The sequence below is a fragment of the Pantoea sp. GL120224-02 genome, from assembly GCF_900215395.1.
In the GTDB taxonomy this organism is placed as follows: Bacteria; Pseudomonadota; Gammaproteobacteria; order Enterobacterales; family Enterobacteriaceae; genus Pantoea; species Pantoea communis.
On the sequence record NZ_OBEC01000004.1, the window covers coordinates 175,024 to 192,912 of the forward strand.

A 17,889-nucleotide genomic window follows, 5' to 3' on the forward strand; every position below is an offset into this window, starting at 1 on the left:
ACCCTGTGGCGCTCAAAACACCAATCTTAGCTTCAGCATGACAGGAAGCAAATGATGCAGACTTTCTCTTCGCAAAATGCGCGTCACTTCCCAGAGCAAAAATTACAGGCCGATTTGTTGGTGGCGGGCGGTGGGCTCGCGGGCGTGTGTGCCGCACTGGCCGCCGCGCGTGACGGATTACAGGTGGTGTTGGTTCAGGATCGCCCGGTGCTGGGTGGCAACGCATCGAGTGAAGTGCGCTTGTGGGCCAACGGGGCGACATCGCATATGGGCAACAACAACCGCTGGGCGCGCGAAGGCGGCATCATGGGCGAGATCATGGAGGAAAACCTGTGGCGCAACAAAGAGGGCAATCCGGTGCTGTTCGATATGGTGCTGCTGGATTTGGTGCAGTCGCAGCCCGGATTAACCCTGTTGCTCAATACCGTGGTCACCGATATCGAGAAATCAAACCGTCATTTGCAATCGGTGCAGGCCTTCAACGCCATCAATCAGACCCGCTATCACGTTAAGGCCTGCCAGTTTATTGATGCCAGCGGCGATGGCGTGCTGGGATATCTGGCGGGCGCAGCGCATCGCGTGGGTGCGGAAACCGTTGAAGAGTTTGGCGAAAAGATGGCGCCAGGCGAACATTTTGGCCACAAACTCGGCCACTCAATCTACTTCTACACCAAACGTACTTCGCAGCCGGTTCGCTTTGTCCCGCCCTCTTTTGCGCTTAAAGAGATTACCGCCATTCCGCGTTACAAACGCCTGACCTCCGATCTTAACGGCTGTGATTTGTGGTGGCTGGAATGGGGCGGACGGCTCGATACGGTGCACGAAAGCGAAACCATCAAATGGGAGCTGTGGAAAATCGTCTGGGGCGTTTGGGATTACATTAAAAACTCCGGCGAGTTCCCGGATGCCGATAACCTGACCATTGAGTGGGTAGGATTAATTCCCGGCAAACGCGAGAGTCGTCGCTTCCTTGGCGACACCCTGCTCTGCCAGCAGGACATCATCGAACAGCGCGATCACTACGACGCCGTCGCCTACGGCGGCTGGTCGATTGACCTGCATCCGGCCGATGGCGTCTACAGCGAACACGATGGCTGTCGCCAGTTTCACAGCAAAGGCACCTACACCATCCCGTTCCGTGCGCTTTACAGCCAGTCGCTGGATAATCTGCTGCTCACAGGTCGTTTGATTTCAGCCACTCATGTGGCCTTTGGCAGTGCGCGCGTGATGTGCACCTGCGGCGTACTGGGTGAAGTGGTGGGACGTGCGGCGGCGATCTGTCAGCAGCAGCAACTCACGCCAGCACAGTTAGCCCAGCCTGCTCACGTAACGCAGCTGCAGCAACGCCTGCTGCGCGAAGGGGCATACATCCCACGCCAGCAGCTTGCAAACCCGGTCAGCGATGCGCAGATCGAGGTCAGCAGCACCCTGCAACTCAGCGCCCTGCCCGCCGATGGCGGTTGGCAGTCGTTGCAATCGCGCTGTGCGTTGCTGCTGCCACTGAAAGCCGGTGAGCGCTTACCGGCAATATTCGTGCAGCTTCGTGCCAAACAGACGCAAAAACTGCAGGTTTCGCTGCTCAGCAGTGACAATCCGGCCAACACCTGCGGCGATCAGCACATCGCCAACCAGACAATCACGGTTAACGACCAGGGCAGCTACCGCCTGAGTTTTGATTACCGGGCGGATGTCGATCGCTATTTGTTTATCGCCTTCGAAGAGCAGCCAGAGATTGAAGTGGCACTTACCCGCCAGCGCTTGCCAGGCGTGATGATGGTGTTCAACAGCCTCAATCCGCGCGTTGCCAAACGCACAAGGCAGATCAATGACGGCGATTACGGCGTGGACGAGTTTGATTTCTGGCTGCCGCGCCGTGCGCCACATCAGGTGCTGCTGGCGTTCGCACTGGAGACGCCGCTAAAACTCTGGCATCGCGATTATTTACTCAACGGCAAATTGCGTCCGGAACAGCACACCAACTGTTGGGTGCCAGCACTGGATGATGCTCAGCCGACGGTCACCTGGCGATGGGAACTACAGCAACACGCACGCCAAATCACCCTGCTGTTTGATAACGACTTCGACCATGCGATGGAGACGGTGCAGATGGGTCATGCACAGGCAGTGACGCCGCACTGCACCACACATTACCGGTTATGGCTGGATGAGATGTTACTGGTGGAAGTGAAGGACAATCATCACTCGCTATGCCATCACGTCGTGCCGCAGGATGTCAGTTTCCGGCAGATACGCTTAGAGCTGATCGCCAGTGCGGGCGCGCTACCCGCACTGTACGGTTTACATCTGCATCAGAACGCGGCAATGCCCTGACGCGCTAACTGGATGGCGATAAACCACATCACGCCGCCCACCAGCAGATTGATGATGCGCTGAGCACGCACGGTGCGCAGTCGTGGCGACAGCCACGCTGCCAACAATGCCAAACCAAAAAACCAGATAATCGATGCGCTCACCGTGCCCAACGCGAACCACTGGCGTGCGGCGGTAGAAGGCAGCTGACTGCCCAGGCTACCGAGCACCACGAAAGTATCGAGGTAGACATGCGGATTGAGCCAGGTCACCGCCACGATGGTAGCAATAATGCGCCAGCGGCCTTGCTTCATCACCACATCATCGGCCAGCGTCACATCACCCTGCCATGCGCTGCGCAGTGCGCCCCAGCCGTACCACAGCAGAAACGCCACGCCGGCCCAGGTAATTAGCATCAGCATAATGGGGGATTGATTTAGCAGCGCACTGCCGCCGAAGATGCCGCCGCAAATCAGCACGATATCGCTCAGGGTGCACAATCCTGCAGTCATCAAATGGTAGTGGCGTTTAATGCCCTGGTTCATCACGAATGCGTTTTGCGGGCCCAATGGCAGAATGAGTGCAGCCCCAAGAGCAAGCCCTTGTAAATAAACAGATAACACGTTGATAGTCCTGAATAACGAGGTAATGCGATGCAGTATAGTGACGCGAGGATATTAGTGGAAATTGAAAGATTTAATCAGGCATTAGAGAAAATAATAAGGTCGCCATAAATGACGACCTTTATACGATGTTGTGCAGTTTACCGTTCAAAACACAAGGCTACTGAGTGATTACTCGGCTTGTGCAGCTTGCTGCTCACTTTTAACCTGGTGCAGATGCACATCCATCTGCGGATACGGAATGCCAATACCCTTCGCGTCCAGTGCACGTTTGAAGTTCTTCAGCAGATCCCAGTACACGTTTTGCAGGTCACCGCTTTTGCTCCAGCAGCGCACCACAAAGTTCAGTGAAGAGGCGGCCAGTTCGTTCAGTCCGATCTGAATCCCCATCTCTTTCAGCACACGCTCATCGGCTTCGACGACTTCACGTAATAGCTCGATCACCTGATCAACGTCCGCATCATAGGCCACGCCGATAATAAACTCGTTACGACGAATCGGCTCACGCGAGAAGTTAACGATGTTGGCGGCGATGATTTTACCGTTCGGGATCACCACGATTTTGCCATCCACGGTTTTCAGCGTGGTAGAGAAAATCTGCACGTTTTGCACTGTACCCATCACGCCCAAATCAACGAACTCACCGGTTTTGAACGGACGGAAGGTCACCAGCAGCACGCCCGCTGCAAGGTTGGACAGAGACCCTTGCAGTGCCAGACCCACGGCCAAGCCAGCGGCACCCAGTACGGCGATCACCGAGGCGGTTTGCACGCCCACGCGACCCAGCGCCGCAATTAAGGTGAAAGCGATAATGCCGTAGCGCACCAGGGCAGAGAGGAAGTCTGCAACGGTAGCGTCGATATGACGCGCCTGCAGCACGCGATTAATCGTATTTGAAACGATACGCGCAATGAACATACCAATAATGATGGTGATGATCGCCGCAACGATATTCACCGCATAGCTCAGGATCAATGCCTGATTACGTACCAGCCAGCCGCCGGCACTATTAATGCCATCGACGACATTTAAGTCTTCCATTTGTTAGCCCTGTTGTTGAGTTTCCCGCAGGAAAATGCAAAAACGGCCAGATCAGCTCCGGCACTCCCGTGTACAAGGGTAAACAAAAATGGCATGAAGCGCCAAAGATGGGCTGAATTTACTCACTATTCCGAATCGAATGCATAAAAAAAGGCCCTTTCGGGCCTTTTTTGTACTGTAAGGAAAAATTACAGCACGTCGACAGCGTTCAGCTCTTTGAAAGCCTGCTCTAAACGCACAACCATTGAAGCCTGTGCAGAGCGCAGCCATACGCGTGGGTCGTAGTATTTCTTGTTCGGGCTATCCACGCCATTTGGGTTACCCAGTTGGCCTTGCAGATAGTCTTCGTTCTTTTTGTAGTACTGCAGGATGCCGTCCCAGGTCGCCCATTGGGTATCGGTATCGATGTTCATCTTGATTACGCCGTAACCAATTGACTCTTCGATTTCTGCAGCAGAAGAACCTGAACCACCGTGGAACACGAAATCCAGCGCGTTGTGCGGCAGATTGTGTTTCTTGGTCACGTATTCCTGAGAATCACGCAGGATGGTTGGAGTCAGTTTCACGTTGCCTGGCTTGTACACGCCGTGCACGTTACCGAATGAAGCGGCGATGGTGAAACGCGGGCTGATTTTGCTCAGCTCGGTGTAAGCGTAATCAACGTCTTCTGGCTGGGTGTACAGGGCAGAAGCGTCCATGTGGCTGTTGTCCACGCCGTCTTCTTCGCCACCGGTGCAACCCAGTTCGATTTCCAGAGTCATGTCGATTTTCGCCATGCGCGCCAGATATTTAGAAGAAATCTCGATGTTCTCTTCCAGTGATTCTTCTGACAGGTCAATCATGTGAGAAGAGAACAGTGGCTTACCGGTTTTCTTGAAGTGCTCTTCACCGGCATCCAGCAGACCATCGATCCATGGCAGCAGTTTCTTAGCACAGTGGTCGGTGTGCAGAATAACTGGCACGCCGTACTGTTCAGCCATCAGATGCACATGGTGCGCACCGGCGATAGCGCCGAAGATTGCTGCGCCCTGTGGCTTGTCGGTTTTGAAACCTTTACCGGCGATGAAGGCAGCACCACCATTGGAGAACTGAACGATGACCGGCGCTTTAACTTTGGCCGCAGCTTCCAGTACCGCGTTGATGGAGTCCGTGCCGACGCAGTTAACTGCAGGCAGAGCGAATTTGTTTTCTTTCGCTACTTGGAAAACTTTCTGAACGTCATCACCAGTGACAACGCCGGGTTTTACGAAATCAAAAATTTTAGACATGGTTGTGTCCTGTTTCGTTACCGTTCATCCCACAAAGGGACGTCGATTTTTTGCCCAGGATGGGCAAGCCTTCAGACGGCGCCGAAGCGCCGCCCCCAAAAATTACTGCTTAGCGCGCTCTTCCAGCATTGCTACAGCGGGCAGTTTTTTACCTTCCACGAACTCGAGGAATGCGCCACCGCCGGTAGAGATGTAGGAGATCTTGTCTTCGATACCGAACAGATCAATCGCTGCCAGAGTATCGCCGCCGCCCGCTACAGAGAACGCGTCGCTGTCTGCAATCGCGTTCGCCACGATTTCGGTGCCTTTGCGGAAGTTCGGGAATTCAAACACGCCAACCGGACCGTTCCACAGGATGGTTTTTGCCTCTTTCAGCAGTTTTGCCATCGCCTGTGCGGTTTCGTCACCGAAGTCCATAATCTCTTCGTTATCCGCCACTTCGGAAACCTTTTTCACGGTTGCCGGGGCAGTTTCAGAGAATTCCGTTCCGACGCGAGAGTCGGTTGGAACCGGAATGCCGTGCTCATCACGCAGCTTTTTCGCCGCTTCAACGAAGTCCGGTTCGTACAGTGATTTACCGACGTTGTTGTCGATAGCCACGAAGGTGTTAGCGATACCGCCACCAACGATCACGGTGTCAGCGATTTTCACCAGAGACTGCAGCACGTCGAATTTGGTCGATACTTTAGAACCACCAACAACCGCCACCAGCGGACGCTGTGGGTTGCTCATGACTTTACCCAGCGCTTCCAGCTCAGCAGAGAGCAGCGGGCCAGCACAAGCGATAGGGGCGAACTTGCCCACACCGTGGGTTGAAGCCTGCGCACGGTGCGCAGTACCGAAGGCATCCATCACGAACACGTCGCACAGGGCGGCATATTTCTTCGAAAGCGTCTCTTCGTCTTTCTTCTCGCCTTTGTTAAAGCGCACGTTTTCCAGCACCACCAGTTCACCCGCGCCGACTTCAACGCCGTCGAGGTAGTCTTTCGCCAGGGTCACGTTAGTGCCGTTCAGTTTGTCTTTCAGGTAGTTAACAACCGGCAGGAGCGAGAACTCTTCGTTGTATTCACCTTCGGTCGGACGACCCAGGTGAGAGGTAACCATCACTTTCGCGCCCTGTTTCAACGCCGCTTCGATGGTAGGCAGAGAAGCACGGATACGTGCATCTGACGTCACTTTCCCTTCTTTCACTGGCACGTTGAGATCGGCACGGATCAGAACGCGTTTACCAGCAAGATCCAGATCGGTCATCTTAATTACAGACATGGTGAACCCTCTCGTTGATTCTCATAAGTTTTGCCAGACGCAGTCCGCGTCTTACCTGAAACCGCTTGCGGCCATTGCTAACGTGGTGTCGATCATGCGGTTAGCAAAGCCCCATTCGTTGTCACACCAAACCAAGGTCTTGATCAGGTGATGACCACTGACCCGCGTTTGCGTGCCATCGACTATGGCACTGTGCGGATCATGGTTAAAATCTACTGAGACTAACGGTAATTCCGTATAGTCAACTATACCACGAAACGCCCCTTCTGACGCGTTTTGCAGCAACGCATTGACCTCACACGCCTTCACGGCTTCGCGTACCGAAACGCTCAAATCAATGGCTGTCACGTTGATCGTGGGCACGCGCACAGCGATGGCTTCAAAGCGATCGTTAAATTTCGGAAAAATACGGGTAATGCCAGCAGCAAGACGCGTATCCACCGGAATGATCGATTGGCTGGCGGCACGGGTACGACGCAGATCGCTGTGATAGGCGTCAATCACCTGTTGGTCGTGCATCGCCGAGTGAATCGTGGTCACGGTGCCCGATTCAATGCCGAAGGCGTCATCCAGCAACTTGATCACCGGAATAATGCAGTTGGTGGTGCAGGATGCGTTGGAGACAATGCGGTCAGTTTGTTTAAGAGCCTGTTCGTTTACGCCGAACACCACGGTGGCATCTAAATCGTTACCGCCCGGATGCGAGAACAACACCTTTTTCGCGCCCGCTTGCAGATGCGCTTCGCCATCTGCGCGGCTGCCGTACACGCCGGTGCAATCCAATACGATATCGACGTTCAGTTCCTGCCATGGCAGTGCATCGATATCGGCCAGGTGCAGAATGCGGATGGTGTCGTCGCCCACGAACAGTTGATCGCGCTCCTGGCGCACATCCCAGGCAAAGCGGCCATGGCTGGTGTCATACTTCAGCAAATGCGCCATGCCGGTGGCTTCAGCCAGTTCGTTGATCGCCACCACAGTAATTTCAGCGCGGCGGCCGGTTTCATACAAGGCACGCAACACATTGCGTCCAATACGACCAAAACCATTAATTGCTATGCGAACGGTCATCTCACTTCCTGCAACAACAGCCAAAAAAACGTGCCAAATACCTTGAGCGTTTCGCTGCGTTTTGTACAGGGAATTATTGCCCGCTTAACGTTGCAAAATGATGCCGCTCAATTGCAACTGAAACGGTTCAGCTAGAATAAAGCATGCGCGGAATAACAGGAATGATTGCGATCAATTGCGCTGCTGATTATTGGATCTACGTCACATATTTCGCATGTAAAAATTATTACTGCAGGAATAATTGAAGCGTTTCAGGTTGAAGGCGGGTTCTGAAATGAAAAAAGGTGCGCATAAAGCGCACCTTCGTTAGCGATCATCTAACCTGTCGGGCCGCCCTTGATGGCGACCGCTGATTACAGAATAGATTTCGCGATGTTCACCACGTTCTCAACGGTGAAGCCGAACTCTTTGAACAGCAGCTCTGCCGGAGCAGACTCACCGAAGGTGGTCATACCGACGATAGCGCCATTCAGGCCGGTGTATTTAAACCAGTAATCGGCGATACCCGCTTCGATAGCCACACGTGCAGCAACTGCTTTCGGCAGTACAGATTCACGGTAAGCCGCGTCCTGCTTGTCGAAAGCGTCGGTTGAAGGCATAGAGACCACGCGCACTTTGCGGCCTTCGCTGGTCAGCTTGTCATAAGCGGCAACGGCCAGTTCCACTTCTGAACCGGTAGCGATCAGAATCAGCTCTGGCGTACCTTCGCTGTCTTTCAGCACATAACCACCGCGTGCCACGTTTGCCAGCTGCTCAGCGGTACGATCCTGCTGCGCCAGGTTCTGACGAGAGAAGATCAGGGCTGATGGGCCGTCTACGCGCTCGATAGCGTATTTCCAGGCAACCGCAGACTCAACCTGGTCACATGGACGCCACAGGCTCATGTTTGGTGTTACGCGCAGGCTGGCCATCTGCTCAACCGGCTGGTGCGTTGGACCATCTTCACCCAGACCGATTGAGTCATGGGTATAAACCATGATCTGACGAATCTTCATCAGTGCAGCCATACGTGCCGCGTTACGCGCGTATTCTACGAACATCAGGAAGGTTGCGGTGTACGGCAGGAAACCACCGTGCAGCGCGATACCGTTGGCGATCGCGGTCATACCGAATTCGCGCACACCGTAATGGATGTAGTTACCGGCTGCATCTTCGTTGATTGGCTTAGAACCAGACCACATAGTCAGGTTGCTTGGCGCCAGGTCAGCCGATCCACCCATGTATTCCGGCAGGATCTTACCGAAGGCTTCAATCGCGTTCTGGGAAGCTTTACGGCTGGCGATTTTAGCTGGGTTAGCCTGCAGCTGTTCAATGAACTTCTGCGACTCAGTTTCCCAGTTAGCTGGCAGCTCGTTGTTGGTACGACGCGTGAACTCAGCAGCCAGTTCAGGATGAGCAGCAGCATAAGCAGCAAACTTCTTATCCCATGCGGATTCTTTCGCCTGACCAGCTTCTTTCGCATCCCACTGCGCGTAGATGTCTGAAGGAATTTCAAACGGCGCGTGGTTCCAGCCCAGTTGCTTACGGGTCAGTGCGATTTCGTCGTCGCCCAGTGGTGCGCCGTGTGAATCGTGGGTACCGGCTTTGTTCGGAGAACCGAAACCGATGATGGTTTTGCACATCAGCAGTGAAGGTTTGTCAGAAACCGCTTTGGCTTCTTCTACTGCTTTCTTGATGGCGTCAGCATCGTGGCCGTCTACGCCACGCACTACGTGCCAGCCGTAAGCTTCGAAGCGAGCTGCGGTATCGTCAGTGAACCAGCCATCAACGTGACCATCGATAGAGATGCCGTTGTCATCATAGAAGGCAACCAGCTTACCCAGTTTCAGGGTACCGGCGATGGAGCACACTTCGTGTGAGATGCCTTCCATCATGCAGCCGTCGCCCATGAACACGTAGGTGTTGTGGTCAACGATGTCATGGCCTGGGCGGTTGAACTGTGCCGCTAAAGTGCGCTCAGCGATGGCGAAGCCGACTGCGTTAGCGATACCCTGGCCCAGTGGACCGGTAGTGGTTTCAACGCCAGCGGTATAACCGTATTCTGGGTGGCCTGGAGTTTTAGAGTGCAGCTGACGGAAGTTCTGCAGCTCGCTCATCGGCAGGTCGTAACCGGTGAGGTGCAGCAGGCTATAAATCAGCATGGAGCCGTGACCGTTAGACAGCACGAAGCGGTCACGATCTGCCCACAGCGGGTTAGTCGGATTGTGGTTCAGGAAGTCACGCCACAGCACTTCGGCGATGTCCGCCATGCCCATCGGGGCACCAGGATGTCCCGATTTGGCTTTTTGTACTGCATCCATACTTAACGCGCGAATGGCGTTGGCAAGCTCTTTACGAGAGGGCATCTTCTACTCCAGGTCGGATTAATGCTCCGCCGCGCTTAACGTATTGTAATTAATCAGTTATCAGGCGAAGCGAGAAAAAAGTCGCACATCAATGTACATGAAAATCGGGGCAAAAGTACATGCGTCGACGTGCTAAATAGCGGGTAAACGGTTGCAATTCGGGGCTTGTCTGCTAGCCAGTGAACAGGATGCGAGCTATAAACAAAGCGTTTGAACACCGATCTCAATTTCAGGTGTTTGTTTTCTCTACCTTGTTACGCAAAGGACCTCTCAATGAAAATCCGCGCCACAATTCTTGCTGTGGGAATCGCTTCGCTGCTGAGCGGCTGCGAAGGAATGGACAACAACGCGCTGCTGCAATCCGGCGCGCAGGCTTACCAGGCTTATACGTTGAATGATTCACAAGTGAAGCAGCTGAGCGATCAGTCTTGTGCCCAGATGGACAAAGACAACCAGCTCGCGCCTGCCAACAGTGAATATCAGCTGCGCCTGAACAAAATCGCCGCTGCGCTGGGCGATAACATCAATGGTGTGCCAGCCAACTACAAAGTCTATCTGACCAAAGATGTGAATGCGTGGGCGATGGCCAACGGCTGCATCCGCGTTTATAGCGGCTTGATGGATATGATGACCGATAACGAAGTGGAAGGTGTGCTCGGCCATGAAATGGGCCACGTTGCGCTCGGCCATACGCGTAAAGCGATGCAGGTCGCCTACGCCACCACGGCGGCACGCACTGCTGCGGCCTCGGTTGGCGGCGTGATTGGTCAACTGTCGCAATCCCAGTTGGGCGATCTAAGCGAGAAGCTGGTCAATGCGCAGTTCTCGCAAACACAGGAATCGCAGGCGGATGATTACTCTTATGACCTGCTGAAAAAGCGCGGTGTTAATCCACTTGGCTTAGCCACCAGTTTCGAGAAACTGGCGAAAATGCAGCAAGGCCAAACGAGTTCGATGTTCGATTCGCACCCGGATTCCGCAGCACGTGCACAGCACATCCGCGATCGTATTGCGGCAGATGGCAAATAATCGGCCATAAAAAGGAGCGCCTTGTGCGCTCCTCTCTTCAGCTTCAACAGCTAGCGCTTAAACAGATTATCCACCATCGAACCCAAATCCATCTGGTTGTTGTGCAGACTCTGCTCATCCAGCTGACCTTGCGGCGACATCTTATCGATCAACTGCGGCAACAGCGCCGCCAGCGTGCCGGAAGCGCCATTGACATCGGTGCCCAGCTTATCGGCCAGCGACTGCAACTCCTCCTGCCCGAAAGCACTCTGAATCTCGCCGCCACCGACCTGTTGATTGCCACCGGTGCCGATCCACGAACCCAGCACCTCGCCAAGCCCGCCTTGTTGAAACTTCTGCAGCAGCACTTCGATTCCGCCCTGCTCCTGCACCCAATTCCAGATCGCCTGCAACTGACTCAACTGATTGCCTTGCCCGTTGCTGTTCCCCAGCGAACCCACTAATTCATCCAGAAAGCCCATGGTGACCTCCGAAGATTCTCAAACCGTGATTAACGAAGCGATAAATAACGCTACGCCCAAAAGTATAGCTACAGGGTGCCGATAACGAATTGTCACCTTTAAGTTGTTGAGCCGTTGATGCGAGAAGCGTGACAATGGTCTGAACTCGCCACACGAGGCCATGTCATAGTGAGTATGGTCTACACTGACCGTTTGTTTTTAGGCGATATCAGAGAGAGTCACCGGAGCACCACATACTATGTTGACCATTCTGATTATTCTCGCCATCGTTATCGCGATTGTGCTGATTGGCGCGTATCTGGTGATACGTTCCGCAGCCAAAGATGTGAATGACGATTACTAGGAACCGGGGACGTCGAGGGCAATGGATGGCCCCATCAGCTATCACCCTTTCTTAATCACTCTGCGCCGCTCAAAACAAATCCCAACCCACTTCACAGATTGACATCATTGCTATCAATGCGCGTTGAGAAAGGACGATAAACATCAGTAGACGAATTCGCGTGGAGAATGAGAAAGCAGAAACGTGATGATGGCGAGACTTCACCGGTATTGAATATGGCAAATTGAGAAAGTCAGAGAAAGATTACATCTTGCGTGCGTGGCTCTAGGAGCCGAGGAGCGTCGAATGCTGGCAATTCAAATCGTTACCGCTGTCGCGTTAGTTGCAGGTGCTGGGCGTCACTTTTTACGTTCGACCATGAACGATATAAATGATGACTATTAGGAATTGCCAACAGGAGGGCAAGGCATGGGGCCCTGCCCTCCGAGTAATTAGCCTTTATTAGCTGCCTGTACGTGCAGCATATCCAGCGCCAGTGTAGCCGCCGCCAGTGAAGTCAGATCAGCGTGGTCATAACCCGGCGCCACTTCCACCAGATCCATCCCGACGATGTTCATGCCCTGCAGGCCACGAATCAGCTTGGTGGCTTTATCGCTGGTCAGTCCGCCGATCACTGGCGTGCCGGTGCCCGGTGCGTGTGCCGGATCCAGACAGTCGATATCAAAGGTCAGATACACCGGCAGATCGCCCACGGTGCGTTTCACTTCCGCCAGAATGTCATCGACGCTGCGGTCATTAACCTGTGCCGCATCCAGCACATTAAATCCGAGGCTCTTGTCGAACTCGGTACGGATACCAATCTGCACAGAGTGATTCGGATCGATCAGACCTTCTTTTGGCGCGGTGAAGAACATGGTGCCGTGGTCGAAGGTTGGACCGTTAGAGTAAGTGTCGGTGTGCGCATCAAAGTGCACCAGTGCCATCTTACCGAAGTGCTTTGCGTGGGCGCGCAACAGCGGCAGCGTGACGTAGTGATCGCCGCCGAAGGTCAGCATACGCTTACCGTTTGCCAGCAATTTCTCAGCGTGCGCCTGAAGTTTGTCAGAGAGATCCTGTGAATCACCGAATGCGTAAACGAGGTCACCGCAATCCACCACGTTCAGGCGCTGACGCAGGTCAAAATCCCACGGCCAGCGGCAACCTTCCCATGCGAGATTAGTAGAGATCTGACGAATCGCGCCCGGCCCTAAACGGCTGCCCGGACGACCTGAAGTTGCGGCATCGAAAGGTACACCAGTGATCACCCACTCAGCATCGCTGTCGTAAGGCTGGAAGTTCACCGGGAAGCGCATGAAACCGAAGGCGTTAGAAACCAGGGAGTTATCGTACTGATTGCCCAGGGTGTTATACATAACTTGTCCTCTTTAGATCCGTGAGTCGGTTAGCCACTAAGGTATAGATGAAAAAAATCCCCTCCGCGTCGTTAGGCCCGACGAGGAAGGGATTTGTTGTACGTGATTATCGCGAAGAATCAGGCGACCTGCAATCGTCGCCTTTCAAATGTAACAACTACTACTTTTTGTAAAATTCAGTGGATTGTCTCGTGAATGAATTGATTAGCAGTGTTGATTTCATGATGCAGAGTAAGGTCAAGAAAAGAAACGCACTTAAGCATTAAAGTCATTATATTCAGTCAGTTGAGTTAAATCAGGTGCAATGATTAGTTCAATAGGCCTTACAGATAATTTGCAAAATATTAATAGACGAAAACGTTTAGGATTATTTCGACATGATCTGTAACTTACGTCATCAAAATTAGGGAAAATTCTTACAGACAAGCAGGGACCAGCTGTTCAAGTGGATGGATCCATATCAACGACAAACCATCTAATTGTTCAAAATGGCATCACGCCTTTCGCGTATTCATCAGCTCTAATCTTTTGAATTTGCGTAAAATCTGCTGATTAATTCAGCTCCCCCGTCTGAAAAACTATAAACCTCCCCCCTACACCGCCTGTATTGCGTCCAGTGCATTGGTAGCTGTTAAGCCAGGGGCGGTAGCGTGTAAAAATCCCACCCAATTCAAATGAGTTAAATCAATGGCCAGAAGTGGATTCGAAGTCCAGCAAGCTGCCGTAAAGGCATTATTCCTCCGTGAAATACGAACACGATTTGGTAAATATCGATTGGGTTATTTTTGGGCGATATTGGAACCGGCTGCGCATTTATTAGTTTTACTGGGTATTTTCGGTTTCATCATGCACCGAACCATGCCAGACATATCGTTTCCGGTATTTTTGTTAAATGGTATTATTCCTTATTTTATTTTCAGTAATATTAGCAATCGTTCAGTTGGTGCTATTGAAGCGAATCAGGGGTTATTTAATTATCGTCCAGTAAAACCAATCGACACTATCATTTCCCGCGCTCTCCTTGAAACATTGATTTATGCAGTGGTGTATATATTTTTAATGGTCGTTGTCTGGTTAGCTGGTGAGTATTTTGAAATTATTAATTTATTACAGCTTATTACCACATGGACATTATTAGTAATTTTCTCATGCGGGACGGGATTGATTTTTATGGTTGTCGGTAAAGTGCTTCCTGAAACTCAAAAGTTCTTACCTATTCTGCTAAAACCACTATACTTCATCTCCTGCATAATGTTTCCATTACATTCAATACCAAAAGAATACTGGCCTTATTTATTGTGGAATCCAATAGTTCATGCAGCCGAACTCAGCCGTGAAGCTGTAATGCCTGGATATATAAGTGAAGGCGTTAGTTTAGATTATCTCGCATTATGTGCGTTAGCGATGTTGTTTGTCGGCCTGGCTATTTATAGAAATCGTGAAGAGGCAATGCTAACGTCATGATAAAAATTGAAAATTTGACAAAATCGTATCGTACTCCTTCAGGTCGTCATTATGTATTCAAAGATTTAAATATCGAAATACCTGCAGGTAGAAGTGTGGCTTTAATCGGGCGTAACGGCGCGGGCAAATCAACCTTGCTACGAATGATTGGCGGGATTGACCGCCCTGACAGTGGAAAAATCATTACAAATAATTCCATATCCTGGCCCGTAGGGCTCTCAGGAGGATTCCAGGGTAGTTTGACGGGACGTGAGAACGTAAAATTTGTTGCGCGTCTTTATGCAAAAGAAGAAGATTTACCAGATAAAGTTGAATTTGTTGAGGATTTTTCCGAACTGGGAAAGTATTTTGATATGCCTATTAAAACTTATTCATCGGGCATGAAGTCTCGCTTAGGTTTTGGTCTAAGCATGGCATTCAAATTTGATTACTATCTTGTTGATGAAGTTACCGCTGTAGGGGATGCTCGTTTTAAATCCAAGTGCTCAGGGTTATTTAAATCTAAAAAAGAAGAATCAAATTTCATAATGGTATCACATAGTTTAAATTCACTAAAAGAATACTGTGATATCGCAATATTAATTGATCGCAATAACAAGTGCCTTAGTTTTAATAATGTGAGCGATGCTATAGATATGTACAAGGAATCTGAAGGAATTAAATGATGAACAATCCACAGCCAATTAAAAATGAGATAGATACTATTGAATTTGATTTCAGGGTGAACGTAATCATCCCAGTCAAACATAGAGACGAATATAACATATGTGACAGACTTCGCATGAAGTCAAAATTGTACATGCCGAAAAATTTTGAATTCATAATTATTGATTATGGTAGCGAAAGTTTAGAAGCAAACCTTATAAAAGAGACCTGTGACGAAATTGGCTTTACATATCACTATGCAACTCCAAACTCCAATCTTTGGAATGCATCAGCAGCAAGAAACATTGGCTTAAATTTATCAAAGTGTGATTATGTTCTCTTTGAAGATGTTGACCTATATCATAAAAATGATTTTTACATCAACGTAAATATTGAAATATCCAATCTTTTAGAAACTGGTGATTGGCCATTCTTCGTTATACCTGTTGCATATTTAACTGAAGAAGGGTCTCAAATAGCTTTAAATGGAATTGATGATTATTGTCAGAGCAAACTAATTTCCGAAGTATACAAACCTAATTCTGATCTGATTGTACATCATGCACCAGCATCTTCATTCATGGTTTGCAAATATCATGACGCAATATCAATTGGTGGTTATGATGAGAGTTTTGAAGGATGGGGGTTCGAGGATTCCGATTTCTGGCTTAGGCTTCTTCGGAATGTAGAAATTGAGAAGCCAAGAGATTTTTTCCGACTAGACACACGCAACTATAGTAAACAAGTCAACTGGCGAGGATGGCGCTCCCTCTTTCGAATTTATGCAGATTTAGTAGCCAATAAGGGTATTTATTCATTTCATATCTGGCATCCAATTGCGGAACATCGCTCTGTAACTGTAAGAGAAAGAAATCACAAAATATTCAAAGCTAACACTGAAAGATATAGTAAAAACAATTTTAGCTATACACCATTAACAAACCCAAATAAAAAGAAAAAACTTTTCCTATCAAAAAACCCACATTCTTTTAACAGAGATGTTTTTAAGGTTTTGGATAACCCAATATTAATTGAAGAGAAGTTCATTACGATTTATAACTTATCTGATATAATAAATCAAAACAACATTGAATGTATAATTTTCAATAATCCCTATGGTGATGAACATAGGCTGGCCATTTATATTCAGGCAAAAAAAATCGGCATTAAGACGTATGTAATTGAACGGGGCTCTCTTCCTTGGTCTATTTATATAGATGAAAACGGTTTCTGCTGTGAAAGTACTTCATACTTTGAAGATAAATGGAAAAACATACCACTGGATGACCTTAAAAGAACTGAAACTCTAAATTACATTGATGAAATAAAAACTTCGGGGTCAACGTTAGAACCCCAAGGACAAATCATTGGTGGTGCTAATTTAAAAAGAAAACTATTTGGCGAATCTGAAGCGATTAAAATTCTATTTGTCGCACTCCAATCCCCAAGCGACACTACCACACGATATTTTTGCGGGGATGTTATTAGCTATGATAACTTCATTAATGAAATAAAATTATTACCTCATTTGCTGCCTGAAAATTGGAAAGTTATAGTAAAAAACCACCCATTAAGTTTAGATAAATTCAACTCGGAATCTACTACTCTTGTTGATGAGTATCATATTGGAGACATTCTTGAATGCTGTGATGCAGTAGCACTTTTAAATAGTGGCGTTGGAATTATATCTCAACTGTATGATAAACATGTATTCACATTTGGCCAGGCACATTATTCATGTGAGGAATTGAACTCTAAGGTCGAAAGCGCTCAGCACTTAGCCGACAAACTAATATCTGATGATTATAAATTCAACAAAGAAAAATCCATAAAATTTATATCTTATTTAATCAATGATTTTTATTCTTTTGCTACCTGGGAAAGAAAAGAGCGTAAGCATACTGATAAAGCCAACCTTTCTATTTCAGTAAACATCAAATATAATATCATCAGAGTATTTAATGAAGGCGAGTTAAAAATAAAACCTGCAAATATTATAAATATTAAAGAAAGCATGTTATTTGACAGGTACCGCCTTGATGATTATTTAGAGAAGAAGCAACCTGAAGCCCTTTTAAAACCAATTACTAATGAACTAAAACTAGATAGAAATGTCATTTCATCTTCACCGCAGCAATTCGTTCTTAAAAATAGAAAAAAAGGAAGTTTAAGCAGAAAAATTAAAAAGCTAGCTAAAAACCCCAAACTATTTTTTATAGATGCATTACGAAATAGAGTTTCCTGAAAAATTAGAAGCAAAGTTGGGCTGTAAGGCTCAACTTTATTATTTTTATTCGGCGATGATCTTTTTTTTAAATCTCGTATTAAAGATGAAGCTGAAAAGGTTGGTTAATTCTTTAAAGGAATATATACTTTAGATTTTAACCTCATAAAAATTTGAGGTGATTTTACAGTGAATGGCAACATAAACCGCATGATTACTAACTAAAAAAACCACGTTAAGATTTATAATAATTTAACCCTTGCAAAAAATTTCATAAGGATTGACGTATTCATCTCAAGCTATGATGCGATTCACCCATGTCGGCAAAAAAATAAAGACCCGCCAATTAATTATGCAAAATGATTTTACTCTAGAATAAATTTAACTTAACAAAAGTAACAGTCAATATCTTTCCATCTCTTTGTAAAAATTAATTAGACATTATCG

Annotated in this window: 13 protein-coding genes; 5 read left to right on the forward strand and 8 right to left on the reverse strand. The window is 48.9% G+C overall.

Going from position 1 to position 17,889, the window contains the following annotated elements; genetic code table 11:
- Window positions 1-54: 54 nt before the first annotated feature.
- Window positions 55-2,331, forward strand: a complete 2,277-nt coding sequence (locus CRO33_RS09965; protein ID WP_441339538.1) for an FAD-dependent oxidoreductase — start codon at window positions 55-57, stop codon at window positions 2,329-2,331.
- Here CRO33_RS09965 and argO read toward each other — a convergent pair.
- From argO to tkt, 6 genes are all read right to left on the reverse strand, one after another.
- Complete coding sequence (gene argO, locus CRO33_RS09970) at window positions 2,310-2,933, reverse strand: arginine exporter ArgO (protein ID WP_097118037.1); 624 nt, start codon at window positions 2,931-2,933, stop codon at window positions 2,310-2,312. The two genes, CRO33_RS09965 and argO, sit on opposite strands and share 22 nt — an antisense overlap.
- A gap of 171 nt (window positions 2,934-3,104) precedes the next feature.
- A complete protein-coding gene (mscS, locus tag CRO33_RS09975) occupies window positions 3,105-3,974 on the reverse strand; it encodes a small-conductance mechanosensitive channel MscS (RefSeq protein ID WP_097118038.1) in 870 nt (289 codons plus the stop codon).
- Window positions 3,975-4,162: 188 nt separating this feature from the next.
- On the reverse strand, window positions 4,163-5,242 hold the full coding sequence (gene fbaA, locus CRO33_RS09980) for a class II fructose-bisphosphate aldolase (RefSeq protein ID WP_034823221.1): 1,080 nt from the start codon (window positions 5,240-5,242) through the stop codon (window positions 4,163-4,165).
- A 102-nt stretch (window positions 5,243-5,344) separates the two neighbouring features.
- Entirely contained in the window at window positions 5,345-6,508 is a 1,164-nt protein-coding gene (pgk, locus tag CRO33_RS09985; protein ID WP_097118039.1) for a phosphoglycerate kinase, read from the reverse strand.
- A 51-nt stretch (window positions 6,509-6,559) separates the two neighbouring features.
- The gene (gene epd, locus CRO33_RS09990; RefSeq protein WP_034823224.1) at window positions 6,560-7,579 is read right to left on the reverse strand and encodes an erythrose-4-phosphate dehydrogenase; all 1,020 of its coding nucleotides are present in this window, start codon (window positions 7,577-7,579) and stop codon (window positions 6,560-6,562) included.
- Window positions 7,580-7,932: 353 nt separating this feature from the next.
- Window positions 7,933-9,924, reverse strand: a complete 1,992-nt coding sequence (gene tkt, locus CRO33_RS09995) for a transketolase (protein WP_097118040.1) — start codon at window positions 9,922-9,924, stop codon at window positions 7,933-7,935.
- Between the two features lie 273 nt (window positions 9,925-10,197).
- On the opposite strand from tkt, the gene CRO33_RS10000 reads away from it, so the two are divergent.
- Window positions 10,198-10,953, forward strand: coding sequence for a M48 family metallopeptidase (locus tag CRO33_RS10000; RefSeq protein ID WP_097118041.1), 756 nt, complete (start codon window positions 10,198-10,200; stop codon window positions 10,951-10,953).
- A 50-nt stretch (window positions 10,954-11,003) separates the two neighbouring features.
- Here the strand turns inward: CRO33_RS10000 and CRO33_RS10005 are convergent, their stop codons facing one another.
- Entirely contained in the window at window positions 11,004-11,414 is a 411-nt protein-coding gene (locus CRO33_RS10005; protein ID WP_097118042.1) for a YidB family protein, read from the reverse strand.
- Between the two features lie 774 nt (window positions 11,415-12,188).
- Complete coding sequence (speB, locus tag CRO33_RS10010) at window positions 12,189-13,109, reverse strand: agmatinase (protein WP_034823229.1); 921 nt, start codon at window positions 13,107-13,109, stop codon at window positions 12,189-12,191.
- A 687-nt stretch (window positions 13,110-13,796) separates the two neighbouring features.
- On the opposite strand from speB, the gene CRO33_RS10015 reads away from it, so the two are divergent.
- The 3 genes from CRO33_RS10015 to CRO33_RS10025 are packed head-to-tail and all read left to right on the forward strand — an operon-like array spanning window position 13,797 to window position 17,463.
- Entirely contained in the window at window positions 13,797-14,573 is a 777-nt protein-coding gene (locus CRO33_RS10015; protein ID WP_097118043.1) for an ABC transporter permease, read from the forward strand.
- Window positions 14,570-15,238, forward strand: a complete 669-nt coding sequence (locus CRO33_RS10020) for an ABC transporter ATP-binding protein (RefSeq protein ID WP_097118044.1) — start codon at window positions 14,570-14,572, stop codon at window positions 15,236-15,238. Before CRO33_RS10015 ends, CRO33_RS10020 begins: the two co-directional genes overlap by 4 nt.
- The gene (locus CRO33_RS10025) at window positions 15,235-17,463 is read left to right on the forward strand and encodes a galactosyltransferase-related protein (protein ID WP_097118045.1); all 2,229 of its coding nucleotides are present in this window, start codon (window positions 15,235-15,237) and stop codon (window positions 17,461-17,463) included. The genes CRO33_RS10020 and CRO33_RS10025 overlap by 4 nt, the downstream gene beginning before the upstream one ends.
- The last annotated feature ends 426 nt before the right edge of the window (window positions 17,464-17,889 follow it).